Source organism: Jeotgalibacillus soli (assembly GCF_000829435.1).
Taxonomy (GTDB): Bacteria; Bacillota; Bacilli; order Bacillales; family Jeotgalibacillaceae; genus Jeotgalibacillus; species Jeotgalibacillus soli.
Genome location: NZ_JXRP01000009.1, coordinates 605555 through 628428 on the forward strand (window position 1 = coordinate 605555; position 22874 = coordinate 628428).

Consider the following 22874-nt stretch of genomic DNA (forward strand, 5'->3'; position numbering starts at 1 on the left):
GCTCTTCTTTTACTTCGGTATAAATCCCAATAATAAATGCTTTAGGTTATCCCGTCTGCCAAGTGTGTCCCAGTTATCAAAGGTTAGCAGCTCACTGTTCATTGGCGTTAGGTAATGCTGGTTAAAGCGCTCCACCTGTTCCGGATCAACAGCGATCCATTCACCGGGCTCCAGGCTAGTGAGAATTTCCTGACGATCCTCTGCACGCAGTCCGAGGTCAACGATGCGCCGTTCAATTTGTCCTGCGGGAGAAAGGACGTAGACGAGTTGTTCATTGTGACTGATCACCGGAATCGTCGTCGTGCCGAAGGCTTCAGCCAAAACGAGTTCATTTAACACATGCTGGCCGATAAACCATTCCTCGCTCTGATCAAGCAGCTGAACATCAACTGTATAATGACTTTTCTCGTTTACCCTTGGCTCCTCGTCCGGTATGCGCGGATTATTGACGACAGCCCCATCCACTGTTGCACGCGCCAGAGGAGAGGTGATTCGCGCTGCCATGCCGGAGATAACCTCCATCGCTTCTTCATCCGTTAATACGATTTTAGAGGCAAGTGACTGCGTGAAGATGGTAATAAGCGGATTTTCAAGACCAGCGGAAAGCTGGGCAATCACACCATCATAGTCACTTTCCACCGTCACAACCGGGCTCTCTTCAAGTCCGCTGATCAGCCGTTCATACTTCTGGGCTTCTGCTTCCAATCTTCCAACCGCTGCTTCTTGTTCGCCTGTTTTTTGGGCTATCAGTGATCGTGTCTGCTCAAGCGTTGCCTCAGATAGATCAATGCCAATTTCCAGTTCAATTGTTCCAAGCAGGTCGCTGTTGTTAAACGGGCTGAATGGACTGGAGTTTCTGGTGGACTGATTCATATTGTCAGGAAGCTGACGTGACAGCTGAGTGAGGGTGGAGATATACTCTTCAATACTCTCAATCTCACTATTGATCTGTTCCACCTCTGATTCAAAAAGAAGCCGCTGCTCCTCCAAATCCAAAACGGTATATTCATAGAGCGGTGTTCCAGCAGAGACCGTTTGTCCTTCTTCTACTAAGAAGCGAGTAAACATGCCAAGCTGCTCCGAAAAATAAACGTTTTGCTCCCTGGCCGTATCAATGACGCCTTTTTTCACCAATGTCTCTTCTAAATCCTCCGTCTTTGCCTGGGTGGGATCCACCACAACGGACGTACGATCAATCGTCATTGGATCATACTTGATTAAATAAAGGTTAATCCCGACAAACAACACACTGACTAAGCCGGCAATTCCCCATTTGATTCGCGTATTCACGTTGTTTGCCCTCCTTTAGCTGTATAATAACTGGTGAAAATTAATCGTAGCAAACATCGCGGTAAGGCTCCAAAATGCAATATTCAGTGTCAGGATGATGGCCACAACCGCCCACCATTTCAGCTGTGCAACCGACCGCAACGATAAAAACTGCCAATACATGACCCATAATTTAAAAATAGAGATGGAGCCTAGAAAATAAATAGTCCAGTCATTCTCGATAAACAGCTGGGCAATCACACCCCATGAAAGAGGAGAGGAATACCAGTTGATCCCTTGCCAAATTAGTAAGAGGATAAAAGCAAGCTGCTCAATTAATAGAATAAAAACCGGGAATATTTGCACAATCACTAGTTTTTTAAAAGAAGCATCACGTATCAGCATCCAGTAAAGCAGTGAAGGGACAAGCAGCAGCACGCCAACATAGGAAAGCCCAAGCAGGATTCTTCCAAGGAAAAAGAATAATCGCTGCAAATCGTATGTGAGTCCGTGCAGCGTAACAAATTGTCCCGACCAGTACTCGCTTCCAATTCCGATCCAGCCGTTTAATCCGAAGATTAGTCCGCCTAATAGGAATAGTGCAATGATATGACGCCGTATATGTATAAAAACCTCAGCCTCTTTCCAGCTTCCAAGGAAATCGGAAGGCTCCCATAATCCCCGAAATAAACGAAACTTCATTTTCGAACCTCCTAAAATCACTTCCTATCTATATTGTAAAGAAAAAAACGAACGCTGTCACTGTTTGAAAAAATTTCAAATGAAAAGTCATATTCTGGATCATTTTTCATACGATTAACAATACCATTTTACCAAAAAAGTAAAATTCGAATTGAAAGAATTTTTTAAAAGTTGTACAATGAACCAAAACAGATTATTACTATACAAGAAATTGATAATAAGGAGGGCCTTATATGAACGAAATGCTAAAAAAGTATATGCTCTTAAAAGGTGAATTTGAAGACATCCTTCACCGCGACCTTGAGCAAAAGGAGCAGGAATTTCTTCAATGGCTGGCAAGCAGAATAACGGAAGACACAAATCATGATCACTCGACAAAATGCTCTGGCTGACAGGATTTCACTAGCAGGCTGATAAAATCCGTCCGTCCTTTTACAGCGCAAATCCTAATTATTTCAGATAAGCGACAATGAGAACGAATTGTAAAAAAACCCATTAATATGAAAAAAGGACTAGTCAATCTCCCCTTTTATATAGTAAAATGTTCGTGTAAGAAAAAACTGTATAAAATGGAGGGTTTTATGGGGACTTTCTCGATTTCTTTTACTGGTTTTTCATCTACGGATTTAAGCAAGCTTACGAGTGACTTTCAGCAATGGCAATACGTTTAAGCAATCAGTCATTTGCATGAACAATCCTTTATAAGAAAATTAGGCACGGTTTTATCCGCGGAACAGACCTGTTTTTTAAAGAATTGCCTCGATCACTCATCAACGACTTCACTACATACGTATTCCTACCAGCTTCTTCTACATAAGGACACACCATTCTCTATTTTCATCACAATCGATCTTATCAAAAGAACCTTCACATTCTCGATTAATCAAACAGAACCGCTATCCGTTGAAACACTCGTGAAAATCATATGCTATTGTCTTACGGGGGATACGATGCCTGCCTCCTATCAAACAATGTTTATGATAAGGAAAGAGCCTTCACTACAGTAATTGACAAAAATGGATTCCGTGGTATAGTTTAATGAGTTCTATTAACAGGTATAGTTGTACTATCTTAAACAACTAGTATAAGAGGAGAACCGTTATGGAAACTCAAAAAACAACCCTAACACATGAGCAGCTTTCCGTTGTGTTAGAGCAAGCCTATATAAAGGGATCCAATGAAGAGATCACCATGAATGAAATGGTTACTTGGCTTATCGAGGAATTAAAAAATAAGTAATTGTCATGAACCTGTCACTCGTTGGCGGGTTTTTTCTATTGTATACTATTGCTAGAAGCTAGAACCATCCTAGAAAAGAGAGGAGATACGGGAGTGGCAACGATTAAAGATATTGCCGAAATCGCAAAGGTGTCCCGTACCACAGTTTCAAGGGTTATCAACGATACTGGATACGTCAGTGATGATGCGCGGGAACGGGTGCTTCAAGCCATCAAAAGAACCGGCTATATCCCAAGTGAGTACGCAAAATCACTCCGAACGAAACAAACAAAGGTCATTGGCGTTATTCTGCCAAAGATCAGCACAGAAACAGTCAGCCGAATGGTGAGCGGGATTACAGAGGAGCTTTCTCATTACGGCTATCAGGTTCTCCTTGCCAATACCAATTTGGACCCAGTCCTTGAAATCGACTATTTAAAGCTGTTAAAAGCAAGACAGGTGGACGGAATCATTTTAGTCGCGACAAACGTAAGCGATGCATTAATCAAAGAAATTCATAAGCTCACCATTCCCTTCGCAGTGCTCGGCCAGGAAATTCCCGGTGTGACATCCATTCATTATGACGACTATCAGGCCGCCTATGACATCACCAGGCATGTGATCAAAAAGGGTCACACGTCAATTGGCTTTATTGGGGTTCCAGAAGCAGACCAAGCTGTCGGCTACGAGCGAAAGCGGGCATTTATCCAGGCGATGCGTGATCATGCGCTGCCACTGAATGAACATTGGATTCAGGAAGCAAAATTCGACATTGATAGCGGAAATGAAGCGATCAAGAGGATGTTTGAGAGCCGAGACAAGCTGGCACCGACGGCTGTCATCGCTGTAACCGACCGTCTGGCGATTGGAGCCATGCAATATTTAAAGGAAAGAGGTCTTTCTATTCCGCATGACATTGGCATTACAGGAATGGGAAATTCTGAACTGAGCCGCTACGTAACGCCGCCTTTGACAACGATTCATTACCACTATAAGACAGCTGGAGAAGAAGTTGCCAGGATCATTTTGGATAAAATTGATGGCAAAAATAATGACGAAAAAAAATCTGCACTTTCTTATAGACTTATTGAAAGAGATAGTTTATGATGAAGTTGAAATCGGTTACAGTAAGTTTTTTAAGGTGAATTTAATGGATGTGGAATCGGTACCATAACCTCCACATTCTTTCTTTTTCTGGAATATGGAATCGATTTCACATCACAGTTTTATACTGAATTTTATTTCATTGGTCATTTTGGATCATAACAATTTAAACAAGAGAGGGAGAGGAACAAATGGCAGAAAATCGTGACATTGCAAAAGAAGTCATCGAAGCCATCGGCGGTGAGGAAAACATTGCTTCTATGGCGCATTGTGCAACTCGTCTGCGCATCATGGTACATGACAAGGAAAAAATCGATCAGGAACGCATCGAAAACACAGACAAAGTAAAAGGGGCCTTCTTCAATTCAGGCCAATACCAAATCATCTTCGGTACTGGAACCGTTAACCGAATCTATGAAGAAGTGGAAAAGCTCGGCATCGCAGGCTCATCCAAGGAAGAAGTAAAGGAGCAAGGCAAAAAGCAAGGAAACATGTTTCAGCGTATGATTCGTACGTTTGGCGATGTATTCGTGCCGATTATTCCCGTCCTTGTAGCAACCGGTCTATTCATGGGTCTTCGCGGACTCATCACGCATCCTGAGGTATTAAGCTGGTTCGGACTCGTACCTGAGGACATTTCAGCAAACTTTATTCTCTTTACACAAGTGTTAACAGATACAGCCTTTGCTTTCCTGCCGGCACTTGTCGCCTGGTCAGCCTTTAGAGTATTCGGCGGAAGCCCGGTCATCGGGATCGTGCTCGGTCTGATGCTGGTGAACCCGGCGCTGCCAAACGCTTACGCTGTCGGTAATGGAAGCGCAGAAGCACTGATGATGTTTGGGTTTATTCCGGTCCTTGGCTATCAAGGATCTGTGCTGCCAGCCTTCTTCATCGGTTTCTTAGGAGCAAAGCTTGAGCGTGCATTGCGTAAAAGAATACCTGAAGCATTGGATCTTATTCTAACGCCGTTTTTAACGCTGCTTATTATGATCCTTCTTGGACTCTTTGCAATCGGACCAATCTTCCATATCGTAGAAGAAGCAATCCTTGCAGGAACAGTAGCCGTACTTGATCTGCCCTTTGGCATCGCCGGCCTTCTGATCGGTTTCTTCCATCAGATCGTCGTCGTAACAGGGGTACACCATATCTTCAACTTCCTGGAAATCCAGCTGCTTGAAACTCGCGGCGTGAACGCATTCAACGCCATCATCACCTGTGCCATCGCCGCACAAGGCGCAGCCTGTCTAGCCGTTGGACTAAAAACAAAAGACAAAAAACTAAAAGCACTGGCATTGCCATCTTCATTCTCAGCATTCCTTGGCATTACAGAGCCAGCGATCTTCGGGGTCAACCTCCGTTACATGAAGCCATTCATCATGGGTCTTATCGGAGGAGCGGCGGGCGGATTCTTCGCCTCACTTGTTAAGCTTGAAGGAACAGGCATGGCCGTAACCGTACTTCCAGGAACCTTGCTTTACCTGAATGAACAAATCGTTTTCTATATCGTTGCTAACCTGATTTCCATTAGTGTAGCCTTCGCTCTTACATGGACAATCGGCTTCAATGACAAAATGCAACAGGAATTGAAGAAAGCAGCATAATGAGAAAAAGAGGGTGTCCCAAAAGTATAAAGCTTTTGGGCACCCTCTTTTTTCCAAGAAAATAGCTCTATAAAGATGGCCTGTTGATTTCCGCTCCAGGGACTCGCTTTCCGCGGGCGGTCCGGGAGCCTCCTCGGCGCATTCGCGCCTGCGGGGTCTCCCGTTGACTCGCTTCTCCCGCAGGAGTCTCGCCCCTTCCACTCCAATCAACAGGGTGCAAGAATCAATATCAGCATATAAACAGTTAGTCCTTCAGATTGAACAGATGACAAAGGAAGACGAAGATGCGGAACAGGAACTGGATCTAATGGAGAAGTTAGAAAAAGCCCCAATTTCTTCTGAAAAAATAGCTGAAACAGTGAAGAATTTAGAGAAGCGCTTGGAAAAGGACCCTAAGAGTCGTCGTTCAACGATCTTTTGAGTCAGCCTCTTCAGGTTATTTATAGAAAATTTGAGGAGAGATTCCCCTCAAACTTTCACTATTTTAACTTTGTTTTGTCTATGTTCATCCCATCTTTTTTCCAAGAAAATAGTGTATAAAGTTGGCCTGTTGATTTCCGCTCCAGGGACTCGCTTTCCGCGGGCGGTCCGGGAGCCTCCTCGGCGCATTCGCGCCTGCGGGGTCTCCCGTTGACTCGCTTCTCCCGCAGGAGCCTCCCCCCTTCCACTCCAATCAACAGGGTGCAAGAATCAATATCAGCATATAAACAGTTAGTCCTTCAGATTGAACAGATGACAAAGGAAGACGAAGATGCAGAACAGGAACTGGATCTAATGGAGAAGTTAGAAAAAGCCCCAATTTCTTCTGAAAAAATAGCTGAAACAGTGAAGAAATTAGAGAAGCGCTTGGAAAAGGACCCTAGGAGTCGTCGTTCAACGATCTTTTGAGTCAGCCTCTTCAGGTTATTTATAGAAAATTTGAGGAGAGATTCCCCTCAAACCTTCACTATCTTAACTTTGTTTTGTCTATGTTCATCCCATTTTTTCGAATTATGGGCAACACAAATAAGACCCCAATCCGTGGTGTTTTTGGATAGACCTCTTAGAGAAAACCGGTCAAACTTTCGGTAGTGTTTAATTTGTCCAAAGAGTTGCAGTATTGTTGATTATTAGGTTATGAAAAAATAGACACCCTGTGTTCGAAAGGATAACGAACACAGGGTGTCTGAATTTATTATATTAACGAGTAAAAGTCGAAGCAAAGCGATTTCTAATTTGCTTGAAGACTTGGTCGATTAGAGCGTAGAAAGTGGGTGAAAAGCAGGTTATCTTACTTTTTTTTCCCGCAAGCAATGCATTTGCCTGTGTATAAACTGTATCTATGTTTCTTTTTAAAATGGCAATCAATCCAGTACCTTATCTTCTTCATTTTATTGCACACTTCCATTCTAGAAGAGACACTATAGTACACCTCAATTTAATTCCTCCTAAAATACTCCTGAGATTCAGTATTTTCGGCAGTCCAGCTATCATAGCATAAATGCCTTAGATCTGTGACTTTGCGCCCTAGCCTTTCAGCTAGTTTGCCTTTATCTTAGTACTAAATATACCTTATAAAATACTAAAATACAATAAATATACATTACAAATAATAATTACCAATGTATTGGTATAATAGTATTAGTGGATAAGGTATGTGTTCTATAAGGATCTTTGGACTGCATAGTGGTGTATAAATGTAAATGTGGAGAGGGATTCTTCATTTCCATTAGAGAACACTTTGATAGATCTTTTGCTGAAAAATACAGAAAGGGAAGAAAAATAGAAGAAAAAAGGACCAATGAAGGAACCAAAGGATTGGGAAATTGTCGAACTATGTAGCCGTGTGTCAATTTCTCATTTTTAGAAAAAAATGTCGAATTTAAATGACAAATAAACCCCTAATTTGTCCAGAAAGATGATAATATAGATATACTTGAAATAAAAGAGTGCTATTCAACTATTTTTAATGACATTTCAGTGACTTTTGTTTCTAATTTCCTTAAAATTTCTATTAATTTTTGACATACAAGTGATTGGATTGAAGGGCTAAAACTTTAACACTAATCACTGCTTGGTACTGTCTCCAATACCATTATCAATGGAGGCACTCGATCGCGCCGTGGGTATACAGTTAATTATGTAATGCCTTAGACTTGAAATGTCAGTGGTGTGGTGTGAGGATGGGTTAAATGCCTAAATTTTCATTTTGAATACATTTAAATAATAAATATCTAATGAAAAGGCATACAATGCTTGTGTTTTTTCATTAGGTATTTATTTTATGCGGCAACGTTTTAGAAATAAACAAGGATTTAGCACAACTATTTCAACTTTATCAAAATATAGAAAGGCGGCCGAGGCATGACATATAAGAAGAGAATTGCCTTATTAGTATTAATTGATTCACTCATTGTCCTCACTTCAATCTTCTTTAGCTATTATTTATTAATCCCTGCTTCAAACCCTTTTTCATTAGTACTGATTGTTAGTTCAATCATTCTATTATTAAGCCATCACTTTTTTGCCTATCGTTACAGTATTTATAAAAGAGTATGGCAGTACTCTAGTATGAGCGAGCTGACAGCGATTATAAAAGCTGTTACATTTTCCGTTGCCATTGCGGCCATTGCTCAATTCGTGATAATCGGGACTTTTTACACGAGAACACTTATTATCACATGGATGCTGCATATTCTCCTGATCGGCGGATCTCGTTTCGCCTGGAGAATGTACCGTGATACATACATAAAACCAAATCCTAATCAAAAGAGAGCACTTATTATTGGTGCTGGAGCAGCTGGAACAAGCGTTGTCCGTGAATTAAGGCAAAAACAATCGTCTGAGCTTCAGCCTGTTGGGTTTATTGATGATGATTTTACAAAACACAATCTAGAGGTTATGAATATACCCGTCCTTGGGGGAGTTAAACATATTGAGTCGATTGTGAAGGAAAATCAAATTGAACATATTATTATTGCCATTCCTTCGTTAAGTAAAAAAGAGCTTCAGCGGATTTACAGTGAGTGTGCAAAAACATCTGCTAAAACAAAAATCCTGCCGTTTCTTGAAGATATCATGACTGGAAGGCTTGAAGTCAGCCAAATACGCGAGGTCCAGGTTGAGGACTTGCTTGGCCGTGACCCGGTTGAGCTTGATATGGCAAGTATTTCAGAAAAATTAAAAAGCAAAACAATACTCGTTACAGGCGCAGGTGGGTCGATTGGATCAGAAATTTGCCGTCAGGTGTGTAAATTTAAACCCGAGCGACTTGTTCTTCTAGGGCATGGGGAAAATTCTATTTATACAATCGACATGGAGCTTCGCAAACTTTACGCACAAGAGATCGATATTATCCCAATTATTGCGGACGTACAGGATCGCAAGCGAATATTTGATGTAGTGAGTGAATATAGGCCAAGTGTGATTTATCACGCAGCCGCACATAAACATGTTCCATTAATGGAAATTAATCCGATGGAGGCAGTTAAAAACAACATCTTTGGTACGAAAAACGTAGCGGAAGCAGCCCATGAATTTAGCGTGAAAAACTTTGTGCTGGTTTCTACTGACAAAGCAGTAAATCCTCCTAATGTTATGGGAGCGACAAAACGTTTTGCGGAAATGATTATTCAAAACCTCGCAAAAAAAAGTGAAACGAAGTTCGCAGCTGTTCGTTTTGGAAATGTACTTGGATCTAGAGGAAGTGTCATTCCATTATTTAAAAAGCAAATTGAAGCGGGTGGACCAGTAACCGTTACTCATCCAGATATGACCCGTTACTTTATGACGATTCCAGAGGCTTCTAGATTAGTGATTCAAGCTGGGGCCTTGGCTTCCGGAGGTGAGGTCTTCGTGCTTGATATGGGGGAGCCGGTTAAAATTGTTGACTTGGCTAAGAACGTGATTCGTCTTTCCGGATACACTGAGGATGAAATTAAGATTAATTTTAGTGGTATCCGTCCGGGTGAAAAACTATTTGAGGAACTTTTGAATGAAGATGAGATTCAAAGTGAAAAAGTGTTTCCGAAGATTTATGTTGGGAAGGCTACGCCAATTAGTCAGTATGAGCTAGATTTTACAATTGGGAAATTACTAGCAATGAATAATATAGAGATGGTTGATACACTGATTGGAGTGGCGAATCGGAAAATTGTAGGGAGTTTGGTGGTTGGACAGAGAAGTTCTTAAGCTCGACTTAGTAAAGGTGATTTGGGCCGTTTTATTGGAATGAAAGAAATTTAAAAAATGTGGTTTCATAGTTGGAGTGTGAAAAGATTGTATTTGAAAATAAAAAGATTAATAGATATTGTTCTTTCTTTAATAGGTCTGATTGTACTATCGCCTATTTTTTTCATTCTGATTTTAGGGATTAAACTAGATTCAAAAGGTCCTGTGTTGTTCAAACAAAAGCGTGTTGGAATCAACAAAGCATATTTTAATATTTTGAAGTTTCGTACTATGGGAATAGATACACCAAAGGATACACCGACACATCTCTTGGATAACCCAGAGCAGTACATTACAAAAATGGGGAAGTTTCTGAGAAAAACTTCGTTAGATGAGCTACCACAAATTTGGAATATATTTGTTGGACAGATGAGTATTATTGGCCCTAGACCAGCATTATGGAATCAATACGATCTTATTGCTGAACGTGATAAACATGGTGCAAATGATATACCTCCTGGGTTAACAGGCTGGGCACAGATCAATGGTAGAGATGAACTTCCTATTGTGGTAAAGGCCAAGCTGGATGGGGATTATGTTGAAAAGATTGGTTTATGGATGGACGTTAAATGTTTTTTTGGTACTATCATGAGTGTTATTAAGAGTGATGGCGTTGTTGAAGGTCGGACGACTGGGACAACGATAAAGAAAGAAATTGCTGCTACTAAGGAGAATGCAACGAAGTGAAAAATATATTAATTACAGGAGTAAACAGCTATGTTGGTAAAAGCTTTAAAAAGTGGTTAGAAAACTCTCCTGACAAGTATTCGGTAGACTCAATTAGTTTACGAAATGATACATGGAAAGAAAAAGATTTCTCGGGTTATGATGCTGTTTTACATGTGGCAGGTATAGCTCATGTCTCATCCGACCCAAAGATGGAAGAATTATATTATAAAGTTAATCGTGATCTAACAATTGAAGCTGCTAAAAAGGCTAAGGCTGAAGGTGTGAGGCAGTTTATTTTTATGAGCAGCATTATTGTATATGGTGATAGCAGCAGCGACAAAAGAGTTATTGATAAAAAAACAGTACCTACGCCGAGTAACTTTTACGGTAATAGTAAGCTGCAAGCAGAAGATGGTATAACATCTCTAGAGAGTGATGTATTTAAGGTTGTAATTCTAAGACCACCAATGATATATGGGAAGGGTTCTAAAGGCAACTATCTAAAACTTGCAAAAGCAGCTAAGAAACTTCCTGTTTTCCCCGACGTTGATAATCAGCGTAGTATGCTTCATATAGATAATTTGTGTGAGTTTATTCGACTAATGATTGAGAATGAAGAAAGCGGTTTGTTCTTTCCGCAAAATAGTGAATATGTTAAGACAAGTGAAATGGTGAGGTTGATAGCTGAGGTGCATGGGAAGAAAATAATTCTCGCTAAAGTATTCAATCCAGTATTAAAGCTTTTAGGATTGAAGTTAGGACTGATTAATAAGGTATTTGGCAATTTGATTTATGATCAAACTATGAGTTCTTATGAAGAGAACTACCAAATTAGAAATTTACGAGAAACCATTGAGTTGACGGAAAATAAAAGGTGAAGGGTGAATAGGAAATTGAAAAAACATATTTTAGTTATTGCACAATACTTCTACCCTGAGCAATTTCGTATTAATGACATCTGTACTGAATGGGTTAAAAGGGGATATAAAGTAACAGTTATAACCGGGATTCCAAATTACCCTCAGGGGAAATATTACAATGGATATGGACTGTTTAAGAAAAGAAAAGAAATGTATAACGGTATTGAGATTATTAGAATTCCACTTATACCAAGAGGAAATAATCCAATAATGCTTGCTTTAAATTATGTATCCTTTGTGGTATCCGGTTTCTTTTGGAAAGCACTTACGAAAATAAAAGCGGATTATGTTTTTATATTTGAAGTGTCGCCGATGACACAAGCCTTACCTGGGGTATGGTATGCGAAGAAACGGCAAATACCCTGTTACTTATATGTGCAAGATCTTTGGCCTGAAAATGTTGAAATTATTACTGGGATAAAGAATAAACATATTATTGGAGCCATTGGTAAGATGGTAGATTACATCTATACCCGCTGCACAAAAATTTTTACCACATCCCATAGTTTTGTCAAATCAATTGAAAACCGTGGTGTTCCAGCTGAAAAGGTAGAGTACTGGCCACAATATGCAGAAGATTTCTATATACCTTTAGAAAAAACAAGCAATCCTAAAATAGCTATTGACGGCGCTTTTAATATAATTTTTGCAGGTAATATAGGACACGCCCAAGGTTTAGATATATTACAAAAAGCTGCATTGATAATAAAAGAAAAAAATTTAGAAAGAAATATTCGATTTAATATTGTTGGAGACGGCAGATATAAAAATGAATTAATTGACTTAGTGAAGTCTAATAATGTCTCCGACATGTTTAATTTCATTGAAAAACAATCAGCTAATAGAATACCAGAATTTATGGCGGCTAGTGATGCGGCATTCTTAAGCCTAACTAACAGTCCCCTCTTCTCTATGACAATTCCTGCAAAACTTCAATCTTATATGGCGTGTGGAATTCCAATCATTGCTTCAGCTGATGGTGAAACAAATCAAATCATTAAAGAGGCAGATGCAGGTTTATCTAGTCCAGCTGGCGATGCTCAAAAGCTTTCAGAAATTATAATTGAATTATCATCGAAGTCAAGCAAGGTATTAAAACAATTAGGTTTTAATGCTAGAAACTACTACGATGAAAACTTTAATAAAGAAGAACTGTTAAACAGAATGGACATACACTTTAGAGATAATCAGAAATTGGAGGATAAACAAATTGTTTAAAGATAAAACACTACTAATCACTGGTGGCACGGGTTCATTTGGGAATGCTGTTATGAAGAGATTTTTAGATACAGATATAAAAGAAATCCGAATTTTTTCAAGAGACGAGAAGAAACAAGATGATATGCGTAAGATTTATAAAAGTGAAAAGCTCAAATTCTATATAGGGGATGTACGAGATTTAGCTAGTGTCAAAAATGCAATGTACGGCGTTGATTACATTTTCCATGCGGCTGCTCTAAAACAGGTCCCATCATGTGAATTTTTTCCATTAGAAGCTGTTAAAACAAATGTTTTAGGTACAGACAATGTCCTTACCGGAGCTATTGAAAGTGGAGTAAAGAAAGTGATTTGTTTGTCTACAGACAAGGCTGCTTATCCTATAAATGCAATGGGAATTTCTAAAGCAATGATGGAAAAGGTGTTTGTGGCTAAGGCGAATACAGTAGACCCAGATAAGACTCTAATATGCGGTACACGCTATGGAAATGTAATGGCATCTAGAGGTTCAGTAATTCCGCTGTTTATTGAACAGATTAAAAATGGACAATCCTTAACGATTACAGACCCTAATATGACTAGATTTTTAATGAGTCTTGAGGAAGCAGTGGAGCTTGTAGTGTTCGCGTTTGAAAATGCTGAAGCTGGAGACATCATGGTACAAAAATCACCGGCATCGACTATTGGCGATTTAGCTCAAGCACTTAAAGAGCTATTCAATGCGGACAATGAAATAAAAGTAATTGGTACTCGTCATGGTGAAAAAATATATGAAACGCTACTCACTAGAGAAGAACATGTAGTTGCGCATGATTTAGGTGGTTTTTATCGAGTACCTGCAGATAAGAGAGACCTTAATTATGATAAATATTTCGTAGAAGGGGACCAAAAATTATCTACTGAAGAAGAATATAACTCTCATAATACAGAGAGATTAACTATCGAGCAGATTAAAGATAAGTTATTAATGCTTGACTATGTTCAAGAAGAATTGAAAGGTTGGAGCTGAGTATGAAGATTCTAGTGACCGGTGCGAAGGGCTTTATCGGTAAGAATCTTATAGCAGAATTAAGAAACCGAAACTATAATAATATCTTTGAATATTGCAAGGAAACAGATACTTCTTTATTCGATGAATATTGTAAAGAAGCGGATTTCGTCTTTCACCTTGCTGGAGTGAATCGTCCCAAGGATCAGTCTGAATTCATGGATGGGAACTACGGTTTTACATCAACCCTGCTTGATACGCTAAAAAAGCATCAAAACACGTGTCCAGTCATGCTTTCATCTTCTATTCAAGCTGAACTCGATAACCCATACGGTAACAGTAAAAAAGCAGGTGAAAATTTGCTCTTTGAATACAGTAAAGAAACAGGAGCAAAAGTACTCGTCTACCGTTTTCCTAATGTGTTTGGAAAATGGTGTAGACCGAATTATAACAGTGCAGTAGCGACATTTTGTCATAGCATTGCTCATGAATCTCCAATCACTATAAATGATCCAAGCGTTGTGATGAACTTAGTTTATATTGATGATGTTGTCGAAGAACTGGTTAATGCTTTGAACGGTAATGAAAATTCGGTTGGAAATTTTTGTGAAGTTCCAGTAGTACACACTACTACTCTTGGAGAAATCGTTGATTTGATTTATTCATTTAAAAAAAGCCGTGAAGATCGCTCTATTCCTGATATGTCTAATTCATTTGCGAAAAAATTATATAGTACGTATTTGAGTTATTTGCCAAAAGATCAATTTAGTTATGATCTTACGATGCACGTAGATCCAAGAGGATCTTTTACAGAGTTTATTAAGACCCCGGATAGAGGGCAAGTTTCTATTAATATTTCTAAACCTGGAATAACCAAGGGAAATCATTGGCACCACACTAAGAATGAGAAATTCCTTGTGGTAAGTGGAATAGGAGTTATCCGTTTTAGGAAAATTGGTTCAGATGAAATTATTGAATATTTTGTTAGTGGAGAAAAAATGGAAGTAGTAGATATACCTACTGGTTACACTCATAATATTGAAAATCTGGGCCACACTGATATGGTCACCATTATGTGGGCGAATGAATACTTTGATCCCGAAAAGCCAGACACCTATTTCTTGGAGGTATAATTAAATGAAGAAACTAAAAGTCATGACAGTTGTTGGTACTAGACCAGAGATTATAAGACTGTCAGCTGTAATTAATAAATTAGAAGATTCAAATGCAATAGAACATACACTTGTTCATACAGGACAAAATTATGATTATGAATTAAATGAAGTATTCTTTAATGATTTCAATCTGAAAAAACCGGATTATTTTCTTAATGCAGCTACTGGAACAGCAGTAGAAACAATAGGAAATATTCTAGTTAAAATTGATCCTATTATGGATGAAGTAAAACCGGATGCGGTTTTAGTACTTGGCGATACTAATAGTTGTTTATGTGCGATTGCAGCGAAGAGAAGACAAATTCCAATCTTCCATATGGAAGCAGGGAACAGATGTTTTGATCAAAGAGTTCCAGAAGAAACGAATAGAAAAATTGTCGATCATACAGCAGATATCAACTTAACCTATAGTGATATCGCAAGAGAATATTTGTTAAGAGAAGGTCTGCCGGCAGATAGAATCATTAAAACGGGAAGCCCAATGTTTGAAGTTCTTAATTCAAGAAAAGATGACATTGAAAAGTCAGATGTGTTAGAGCGATTGGAACTTGAAGAAGGAAAATATTTTGTCGTGTCAGCTCACAGAGAGGAAAATATTAATTCAGAAACTAATTTCCTCAATCTAGTTGATAGTTTAAATGCGATTGCAGAAATGTATAATATGCCTGTGATTGTAAGTACACACCCTAGAACGAGAAATATGATTAATGCTAAAGGGATAGAATTTAATCCATTAGTAAAAACGATGAAACCTTTAGGGTTTAATGATTATGTTAAGCTTCAAATTAAGGCTAGAGCGGTTCTTAGTGATAGTGGAACGATTAGTGAGGAATCTTCAATCCTTGGGTTTAGAGCACTTAATATTAGACAAGCTCATGAAAGACCAGAGGCGATGGAAGAGGCATCAGTAATGATGGTAGGACTTATGAAAGAAAAAGTATTACAAGGATTAGAAATATTAGAAGCGCAAGAAAAAGAAACTTTAAGGCTTGTTGGGGATTATAGTATGCCTAATGTATCGGATAAAGTACTTAGGATTATTTTGTCCTATACAGATTATGTGAATAGAGTTGTTTGGGGGAAATAAAAGCTTACTCTATGACCATAAAAGATATATTAATAGTGAAGTTAAGAAATGTAGATATTTCTAAACCTGGAAATAGCAGAACAGTTTTCACCTAACTAAATGGGGACTAAAAATCGATATTCGTTAACAATAGTTATCTTCAAGACATTTGACGTGGAAGCACTGCAAAAAATCTTCTAAAGATAAAAGTGGCAAGTTAAAGAAAGATCTAAGGCCAACAATCATAATTCATCTTATAATGATTCCGTCTTATTCCTATGGGTTTACTAGTTATCAATTATGTTACTGATTTCTTAACCTTTCTGGAACTTGCTCATTAGATAATGGACTTGAAAATTCCCAAAATATATTTATACATGCCTTGGTAGGTTTTTCAAACATACTCTATCTAACAAGTAGAGGAAGTGATGTACGAAATCTGATCTTGGTACTTTATACGTTCAATCAAATAAGTTAATAATTGGATTAATGACTTGTCTCCTTTTTTCGAGATTTTGGGTGTATGATAACCTAAGTTATCTATAGGATTTAGGGTAGACAAGTTTTTTCTTATAAGCCTTCTAAATCAAAGGCTATTAAACTTATATAATAAAAAAGTTTTGACAATATGTACTTTATTGTAGGGAGTTATCAATGGAAAAAATATTAATGATAGGGCCGTTTTCAAAACAAATAAATGGAATGACTGTAGCTAATAAAATGCTTTTAAGTGGTTTGAAATACAAATATCAAGTGGAATTTATAGATACGTTAAAAGAAGTAAAATTTGATAATAAAGAAAATCAAGGGGAATTCAGACTACTAAAGTTTTTAAAAATACTTAAGTATATGTTTAAAGAAATATATATGGTAACAACAAATCATTACAAATGTATATATATGACACCTGGACAAAGCTTTTATGGCTTTGCTAGATTCATTCCATATATGCTAGTTGCAATAATAAAGAAACAAGTTTTTTATTTGCATATACATGGTAGTAAATTTAGAGAGATATATGATAGACAACCAAAATTAAAACAATTTCTTATTAAATTTTTTCTTAAAAGAGCTAAAGGTATAATTTTATTAGGAGATTCACTGAGGTTTATGTTTGAGGGGATAGTTGCACAAGATAGAATATTCATATGTGAAAATGGAGTTGAAGACAGATTTGTTGCTAGTCCAAAAGAATTAGAAACAAAGATTAAGAATAAGAAGATTGAAGAGAAACAGTATGTTTTATTCCTCAGTAATTTGATGGAAGATAAAGGTATACTAACATTACTAAAAGCCTCAGAATCTTTTAGTGAAAAGGAAATTTTAATTAATTTAGCGGGGAAAATAGAGCCGAAAATAGAGCCAAAAATAATGGATTATTTAAATAAGAACCCGGAAAAAATAATTTACAATGGGGTTGTGGACGGTTTTAGAAAGAAAGAATTGCTTTTGAAAAGTGATATTTTTATTTTGCCTTCAAAGGATGAAGGACAACCTATCTCCATTTTAGAAGCATATGCTAACGCTTGCTCCGTTATTACCGATGAAAATGTTGGAGGAATAGGTGATATTTTTTCAGGCAATATAAATGGCTATGCTTGTGATAATAAAGATTACTTTACTATAGTAGAGGGGATTAAAAAACTAAAGTTTGATAAAAACTCTATGATGAAAAATTATAATTATTACAACCTATATTTCACTGAAAAAGAATTTGTTGGGAGGATAGTAGACATCCTTGAAAATAATTAAGTCATTTAAAGGTATAAACAAGGTAAGTTTCTTGACTAATAATAAAAAAGAAATAACTTTAAGTGCCTTTTCACAGATAATATTATTATTGCAGTTAGTTGTTCAAAATAAGCTTCTAGCAGTTAATTTCAGTAAATTAGAGTATGGGAATTGGGCATTATTATTATCAATATATGTATTAATTTCTATGCTACCTTTTACCGCATTTGATCAAGCTATTGCTAAGTTAACTTACCATAAAATTAATTCAAAAGAAAAGTACTATTTTACAAATAATGTTTATTTAGTTTATTTATTTTTATTCGTTGTTTACTTTATTGTGTTAGGGATTGTTACTAGTACAGTATTTACAAGTACTATTCTGTCCTCATTCTTTGTTTATTTCATCTTATTTACATTTACAGAAATATTAAAGAGCAGCCTTTTGGTTATGGATAATGCATCTAGAGACAGATTAAGGGTTATGTTTTTAAGATTATTTGAATTAATATTTAGAACAATATTATTAATTTTATTAGCTTATTTCAAGGTTTTTACCATAAATAATGTATTAATTATTTTCATGCTAGGAAATATTATTATGATTTTAACTTCATATAAAAAATTCAATACAATTTATGGTTATATAAAAGTAAATAAGATAAAGCAATTCTATAATGATATTATTTTATTTTCTTATCCATTAATGATATGGGCAATTTTTGGGTGGTTGCAAAATATGGTTAACAGATGGTATCTTGATTACTATTTAGATCCAGAAACAGTTGCAGCTTATACAATTTTAGTTTCATTATCATTTTTTTTGCCAAATGCGTTTTATGGAATTGTCAACAATTTTTTTATGCCATATATATTTTCTAAAAATACTAAAACAAGTTATTCATTTTATAAAAGTTACTTAATGATAATAGGAATCTTATTATTTCTATATACAATTTTCATTGTTTTCACAAGTGATTATTTAGTCATAATTTTAGCTGATAGTAAATATTTAGATATTTCTCCATATATACCATTTATAACCCTTTCCTCATCACTTTATATCATAGCAATGTTATCTACATTTGAAATATTTAGAAGTGGTGAAACAAAGAAATTATTATTTCCTACAATATTATCAGGATTGCTACCCGCAATCGCAGGTTTTTTTATTATAAATAATTACGGTCTTATAGGAGCGATATTAAATCACATATTAGGTCAGGTGGTTTATGCAATTATTGTCTTATATATTTCATACAGACATATTAGAAGGGAAGATATGAGTGCTTAAAGACTTGTTGTTGAAAAATAAATTAATTTGGAATATTAATAAAAATATAAAAGCATATCAAGTGGAAAGTAAATACAAAAAAAACTTTAATTATTATAGGAAAATGGATTTTAATAATGACATTGATGATTTATTAAGAAGCAGGGGATGGAGTGATGTAAATAAAAATGCTTTAAAAGTTTTTTATTTTGGAGGAGATCCTCTTCAGGATTTTGGTGGCTTTAACCAAGCACTTGCAAATATGTACGATTTGAAATTATTTTATAAAAGGGATGGCAGTTACGGACAATATTCCAGGGGACAAGCTAGGGATCAAAATCTTGATTGGTTGAGTGAACAATTCGATTCTTATAAAAGAGAAGAAAACTGGGTTCCTGACATTTTGATGATGCAATCATTTGGATTTAACATAAATATAGAAAAAATGAAAAAATTAAAGGAAATGTATGGATTTAAAATTATAAATATAGGTATGGATGAGAGACTATCTTATAAGTTGGGAATAGAAAACGGCTATGAAAAAGGTATTGCAGGCCTAAATGAAATTGTTGATTTAGTATTAGTAACAACTCCAGAATGCGTAGAATGGTATTTAAAAGAGGGAATCCCTGCTTTCTACTTTCCCCTTGCAAGTAATGAAGAAGTATATTTTCCTATAGAAAATATTGAAAAAAAATATGATGTTGGGTTTATTGGTAGGAACTATGGCTTAAGAAAAGAACTGATTCAATTTTTAACTAAGAACGGAATTAACATTAAAGCATATGGACCAGGTTGGGGAAGTGGGGTATTAGATGTTAATGATAACAATGAGTTTTATAACTCTTGCAAAATTGTTCTGGGAACTGCAAACATAGCTTATAGCAGTAAGTTAATGAATCCTAAGCTTCGCGATTTTGAGGTTCCTCTTTCAGGAACGTTGTATATAACCAATTACACACAAGAGTTAACTGAATTGTATCAAGGAGATAAAGAAATTGTTTTTTATAAAACGAAAGATGAATTATTAAAAAAAATTAACCTATACTTAGGAAACGATAAAATGAGGGATGAAATTGCTAAAAATGGTTATGAAAAAGCTCTGGCAGCTCATACTTATCAAGTTCGACTAAAAGAAATCTTTAACAAATTTCTGAAATAAATGATATGCAGGTGATAGAAAGGTGAATTTATTATTATATATTTTCGTGAGTATGTTTTTTTTAATAATCTTAATAAGGCATTTCCGAAATGAAATGTTCCAAATCACGCCATTGGCATTATTCTATATATTATTGTTAATTGATGTTTTTATGCCTGCAATTTTGTTTGAAATTTCCGGTTTACCTGTATATCCAGCATATTATGGTTATATAAGTGAATATGATTTACTTAAATCAGTTTTTATATTTGTGGTTGCCGCGTTTTTCTTCACTTTGGGTTATCGAACCAAAGTTATTAGACTATTTGAGAACAAGCCATACTTTAAGAATGAGTATCAATTAAATTATAAGTTACTATACATTTTCTACCTTATCACTGTTTTTAATGTCATTTTGAACGGTTATATAGAAATTAGAAACCTGGGTGGCTTCGAAAATTATTATGACTTCAAAATTAAAAGAGTCTACTTAGAAACAATGCAATCGGCAAATATTTTTGAGAAAATTGTTTTTTTAATTTCTAGTAAAAGTAGTTCACTTTTAATTCTTCTTAATAGTCTTTTATTCTACAATAGATTTAATTACAACAAGAAGATATTATGGGGATTAGTTATTCCTTTAATTACATTTCTTTTAATATTAACAGGTTTGCATAGAGGAACGATTTTAAACTTTTTCATATCACTAATTGTAGTGGAAATTTTCAGGATGCAAAAAACCAAACATAAACTTAACTTTAAAATAAGCAAAAAAATCAAAAATAGATTTGTAGCTTTTGGATTAGTTTCTGTTATATTCTTTTTAACATTTGGTGCTATTAGAGGTAGGCTAAATAGCTCTGTTTGGGGAAATGAGATAACGTTTTTTGAAAGTCTACTTCTCCAAATCCAAAACAACTTTGGTATATCGTTGCTTGCACTTGCGAGGGTACAAAATTATTTTTCTAGTAATGAAAATTGGTTACTTGGACAAACTATATTTGAGATGTTGTATTTTTTTGTTCCTAGACCAATTTTTCCAGAAAAACCAATTCAGTATGGGATTATTTCAGCTAATACGATTATGGGTAGTCCTAGTTCAACAATGGATGCAATTACTATTCCTGGTGAGATGATAGCTAATTTTGGTTTGCTAGGTGTTGTTTTAGTTTTTGCTTTTGGCTATTTTTATAAACTGCTTAAACACTGGACATATAATGAGCAGTATATTCCTGTTTATGCAACTTTAATAACAACTGTTACAGTAACCTTTTGGATGAGTTTTACAGGATTATTTAGTCAAATGATATATCTTCCAGTATATATGGTAATTATAAAAATTCTATTTAAAAAAGTTAAGGTATAGTAAATTAAAGCGAGGATTATATATGAAAATCTTAATTGTTGGGGATTTTTATTGGGAAATATATGCCCAATCATTTTATAAAGCTTTCCGAGATAAAAAACACGATGTAATTAAGTTTGATACGAATGTTTATTTTAAAAGTATACCCAACCTTGTAGGAACAGGCAAAAAGAAAAGGGAAGTTAAAGATTTTGGGTATCTTTTTCAATGTAAGTACAATATTGGCCCAATAATTTTTAAAATGAACCTAGATTTAAAAAGGATAATTAGGAAAGAAAATCCAGACTTGGTGTTCTTGTATAGAGATAGATTTACAAGACCTTCTGTACTTAAAAATATTAAATCAAAAAAAATTAAGATATTCACTTATAATAATGATAATCCATTCTCTTTAGATTATAAAAAATACTTTTGGAAGAACTACTTTAAGAGTTTGAGTTACTGTGATCATGTTTTTGCTTACAGATATTCAAATCTAGAGGATTATAGGAGGAGGGGTATAAATAACTCAAGTATCCTTAGATCTTACTATATAAAAGAACAAAATAATTTTGTTGATCCATCTACTGTAGGAAGCCAATATCAGAGTGATGTTTCTTTTATAGGTCATTTTGAAAATGATAATCGAGATGAATTTTTAAAGGAATTAATTATGAAAGATTATACTATCAAATTATTTGGTAGTGGGTGGGAAAAATCGAAATATTATGATTTTTTCATAAAGAGACTAGGTGAAATTAAACATCTAAAAGAGGACTATAACATAGCAATTAATAGTACAAAAATTGCTCTAGTTTTCCTATCAAAGTTAAATAAGGATACTTATACAAGACGGTGTTTTGAAATACCAGCGACTAAAACTTTTATGCTAGCAGAGTACACAGCAGATTTAAGTAGCATGTTTAAAGAAGGTGAAGAAGCTGAGTATTTTAGAGATATAACTGAATTTACGCGAAAGATAGAATATTACTTAGAAAACGATAAAGAAAGAGAAAGCATTGCTCAAAATGGTTATAAGAGATTAATCTCTGACGGCCACGAAGTTAGTGATAGGGTTGATGAAATAATTAATGTTTATAAAGACCTAATAAATAAGAAGGAAGGTTAAAGATAATAAATGCTTAAAAAGCTCCTGTACAAAATATTATTACCAACCGAAAATTCAGTAGAATTATGTTATCTACGAATAAAGTATAAAAACCGCAAATTTATTTCGTTAATCTT

20 protein-coding genes, 1 pseudogene and 1 riboswitch are annotated in these 22874 nt (G+C 35.8%); of the genes and pseudogenes, 18 read left to right on the forward strand and 3 right to left on the reverse strand.

Features of this window, described 5'->3' with window-relative positions; all coding sequences use genetic code 11:
• Nucleotides 1-9: 9 nt before the first annotated feature.
• Nucleotides 10-1290, reverse strand: coding sequence for an efflux RND transporter periplasmic adaptor subunit (locus tag KP78_RS05950; protein WP_041087032.1), 1281 nt, complete (start codon nt 1288-1290; stop codon nt 10-12).
• Nucleotides 1291-1305: 15 nt separating this feature from the next.
• Entirely contained in the window at nt 1306-1971 is a 666-nt protein-coding gene (locus tag KP78_RS05955) for a hypothetical protein (RefSeq protein ID WP_041087034.1), read from the reverse strand.
• Nucleotides 1972-2204: 233 nt separating this feature from the next.
• On the opposite strand from KP78_RS05955, the gene KP78_RS19965 reads away from it, so the two are divergent.
• From KP78_RS19965 to KP78_RS19975, 6 genes are all read left to right on the forward strand, one after another.
• Entirely contained in the window at nt 2205-2363 is a 159-nt protein-coding gene (locus KP78_RS19965; protein WP_157841450.1) for a hypothetical protein, read from the forward strand.
• A 709-nt stretch (nt 2364-3072) separates the two neighbouring features.
• The gene (locus KP78_RS19970; RefSeq protein ID WP_157841451.1) at nt 3073-3210 is read left to right on the forward strand and encodes a YwzD family small protein; all 138 of its coding nucleotides are present in this window, start codon (nt 3073-3075) and stop codon (nt 3208-3210) included.
• Nucleotides 3211-3303: 93 nt separating this feature from the next.
• Nucleotides 3304-4296, forward strand: a complete 993-nt coding sequence (locus KP78_RS05960) for a LacI family DNA-binding transcriptional regulator (protein WP_041087036.1) — start codon at nt 3304-3306, stop codon at nt 4294-4296.
• Between the two features lie 188 nt (nt 4297-4484).
• A complete protein-coding gene (locus tag KP78_RS05965; protein ID WP_041087038.1) occupies nt 4485-5894 on the forward strand; it encodes a sucrose-specific PTS transporter subunit IIBC in 1410 nt (469 codons plus the stop codon).
• Nucleotides 5895-6108: 214 nt separating this feature from the next.
• Entirely contained in the window at nt 6109-6315 is a 207-nt protein-coding gene (locus tag KP78_RS05970; protein ID WP_041087041.1) for a hypothetical protein, read from the forward strand.
• Nucleotides 6316-6575: 260 nt separating this feature from the next.
• A complete protein-coding gene (locus KP78_RS19975) occupies nt 6576-6782 on the forward strand; it encodes a hypothetical protein (RefSeq protein WP_041087043.1) in 207 nt (68 codons plus the stop codon).
• 47 nt (nt 6783-6829) lie between these two features.
• Here the strand turns inward: KP78_RS19975 and KP78_RS19015 are convergent.
• Nucleotides 6830-6985: pseudogene (locus KP78_RS19015) on the reverse strand (transposase); the annotation flags it as partial.
• Between the two features lie 362 nt (nt 6986-7347).
• A riboswitch (cyclic di-GMP riboswitch) is annotated at nt 7348-7432 on the reverse strand.
• A gap of 805 nt (nt 7433-8237) precedes the next feature.
• Here KP78_RS19015 and KP78_RS05980 point away from each other — a divergent pair.
• From KP78_RS05980 to KP78_RS06035, 12 genes are all read left to right on the forward strand, one after another.
• Entirely contained in the window at nt 8238-10064 is a 1827-nt protein-coding gene (locus KP78_RS05980) for a polysaccharide biosynthesis protein (protein ID WP_041087045.1), read from the forward strand.
• Nucleotides 10065-10151: 87 nt separating this feature from the next.
• Nucleotides 10152-10790 (forward strand): sugar transferase, encoded by a 639-nt coding sequence (locus tag KP78_RS05985; RefSeq protein ID WP_041087047.1) that lies wholly within the window; start codon nt 10152-10154, stop codon nt 10788-10790.
• Nucleotides 10787-11650 carry an NAD-dependent epimerase/dehydratase family protein gene (locus KP78_RS05990; RefSeq protein ID WP_041087049.1) on the forward strand — a complete coding sequence of 288 codons (864 nt, stop codon included), beginning with the start codon at nt 10787-10789 and terminating at the stop codon, nt 11648-11650. The genes KP78_RS05985 and KP78_RS05990 overlap by 4 nt, the downstream gene beginning before the upstream one ends.
• A 15-nt stretch (nt 11651-11665) precedes the next feature.
• The gene (locus tag KP78_RS05995; RefSeq protein WP_041087051.1) at nt 11666-12910 is read left to right on the forward strand and encodes a glycosyltransferase family 4 protein; all 1245 of its coding nucleotides are present in this window, start codon (nt 11666-11668) and stop codon (nt 12908-12910) included.
• The gene (locus tag KP78_RS06000; RefSeq protein WP_041087053.1) at nt 12903-13919 is read left to right on the forward strand and encodes a polysaccharide biosynthesis protein; all 1017 of its coding nucleotides are present in this window, start codon (nt 12903-12905) and stop codon (nt 13917-13919) included. The genes KP78_RS05995 and KP78_RS06000 overlap by 8 nt, the downstream gene beginning before the upstream one ends.
• A gap of 2 nt (nt 13920-13921) precedes the next feature.
• Nucleotides 13922-15031, forward strand: coding sequence for a capsular polysaccharide biosynthesis protein CapF (locus KP78_RS06005; RefSeq protein ID WP_041087055.1), 1110 nt, complete (start codon nt 13922-13924; stop codon nt 15029-15031).
• A 4-nt stretch (nt 15032-15035) separates the two neighbouring features.
• A complete protein-coding gene (gene wecB / locus KP78_RS06010) occupies nt 15036-16160 on the forward strand; it encodes a non-hydrolyzing UDP-N-acetylglucosamine 2-epimerase (RefSeq protein WP_041087057.1) in 1125 nt (374 codons plus the stop codon).
• Between the two features lie 633 nt (nt 16161-16793).
• Nucleotides 16794-17891, forward strand: a complete 1098-nt coding sequence (locus KP78_RS06015; RefSeq protein WP_041087059.1) for a glycosyltransferase family 4 protein — start codon at nt 16794-16796, stop codon at nt 17889-17891.
• Entirely contained in the window at nt 17878-19164 is a 1287-nt protein-coding gene (locus KP78_RS06020; RefSeq protein WP_041087060.1) for a lipopolysaccharide biosynthesis protein, read from the forward strand. Before KP78_RS06015 ends, KP78_RS06020 begins: the two co-directional genes overlap by 14 nt.
• A gap of 10 nt (nt 19165-19174) precedes the next feature.
• Entirely contained in the window at nt 19175-20305 is a 1131-nt protein-coding gene (locus KP78_RS06025) for a CgeB family protein (protein ID WP_235420846.1), read from the forward strand.
• 112 nt (nt 20306-20417) lie between these two features.
• Nucleotides 20418-21650 (forward strand): O-antigen polymerase, encoded by a 1233-nt coding sequence (locus tag KP78_RS06030; RefSeq protein WP_235420847.1) that lies wholly within the window; start codon nt 20418-20420, stop codon nt 21648-21650.
• A 22-nt stretch (nt 21651-21672) separates the two neighbouring features.
• Entirely contained in the window at nt 21673-22758 is a 1086-nt protein-coding gene (locus KP78_RS06035; protein ID WP_041087064.1) for a CgeB family protein, read from the forward strand.
• Nucleotides 22759-22874 lie beyond the last annotated feature (116 nt).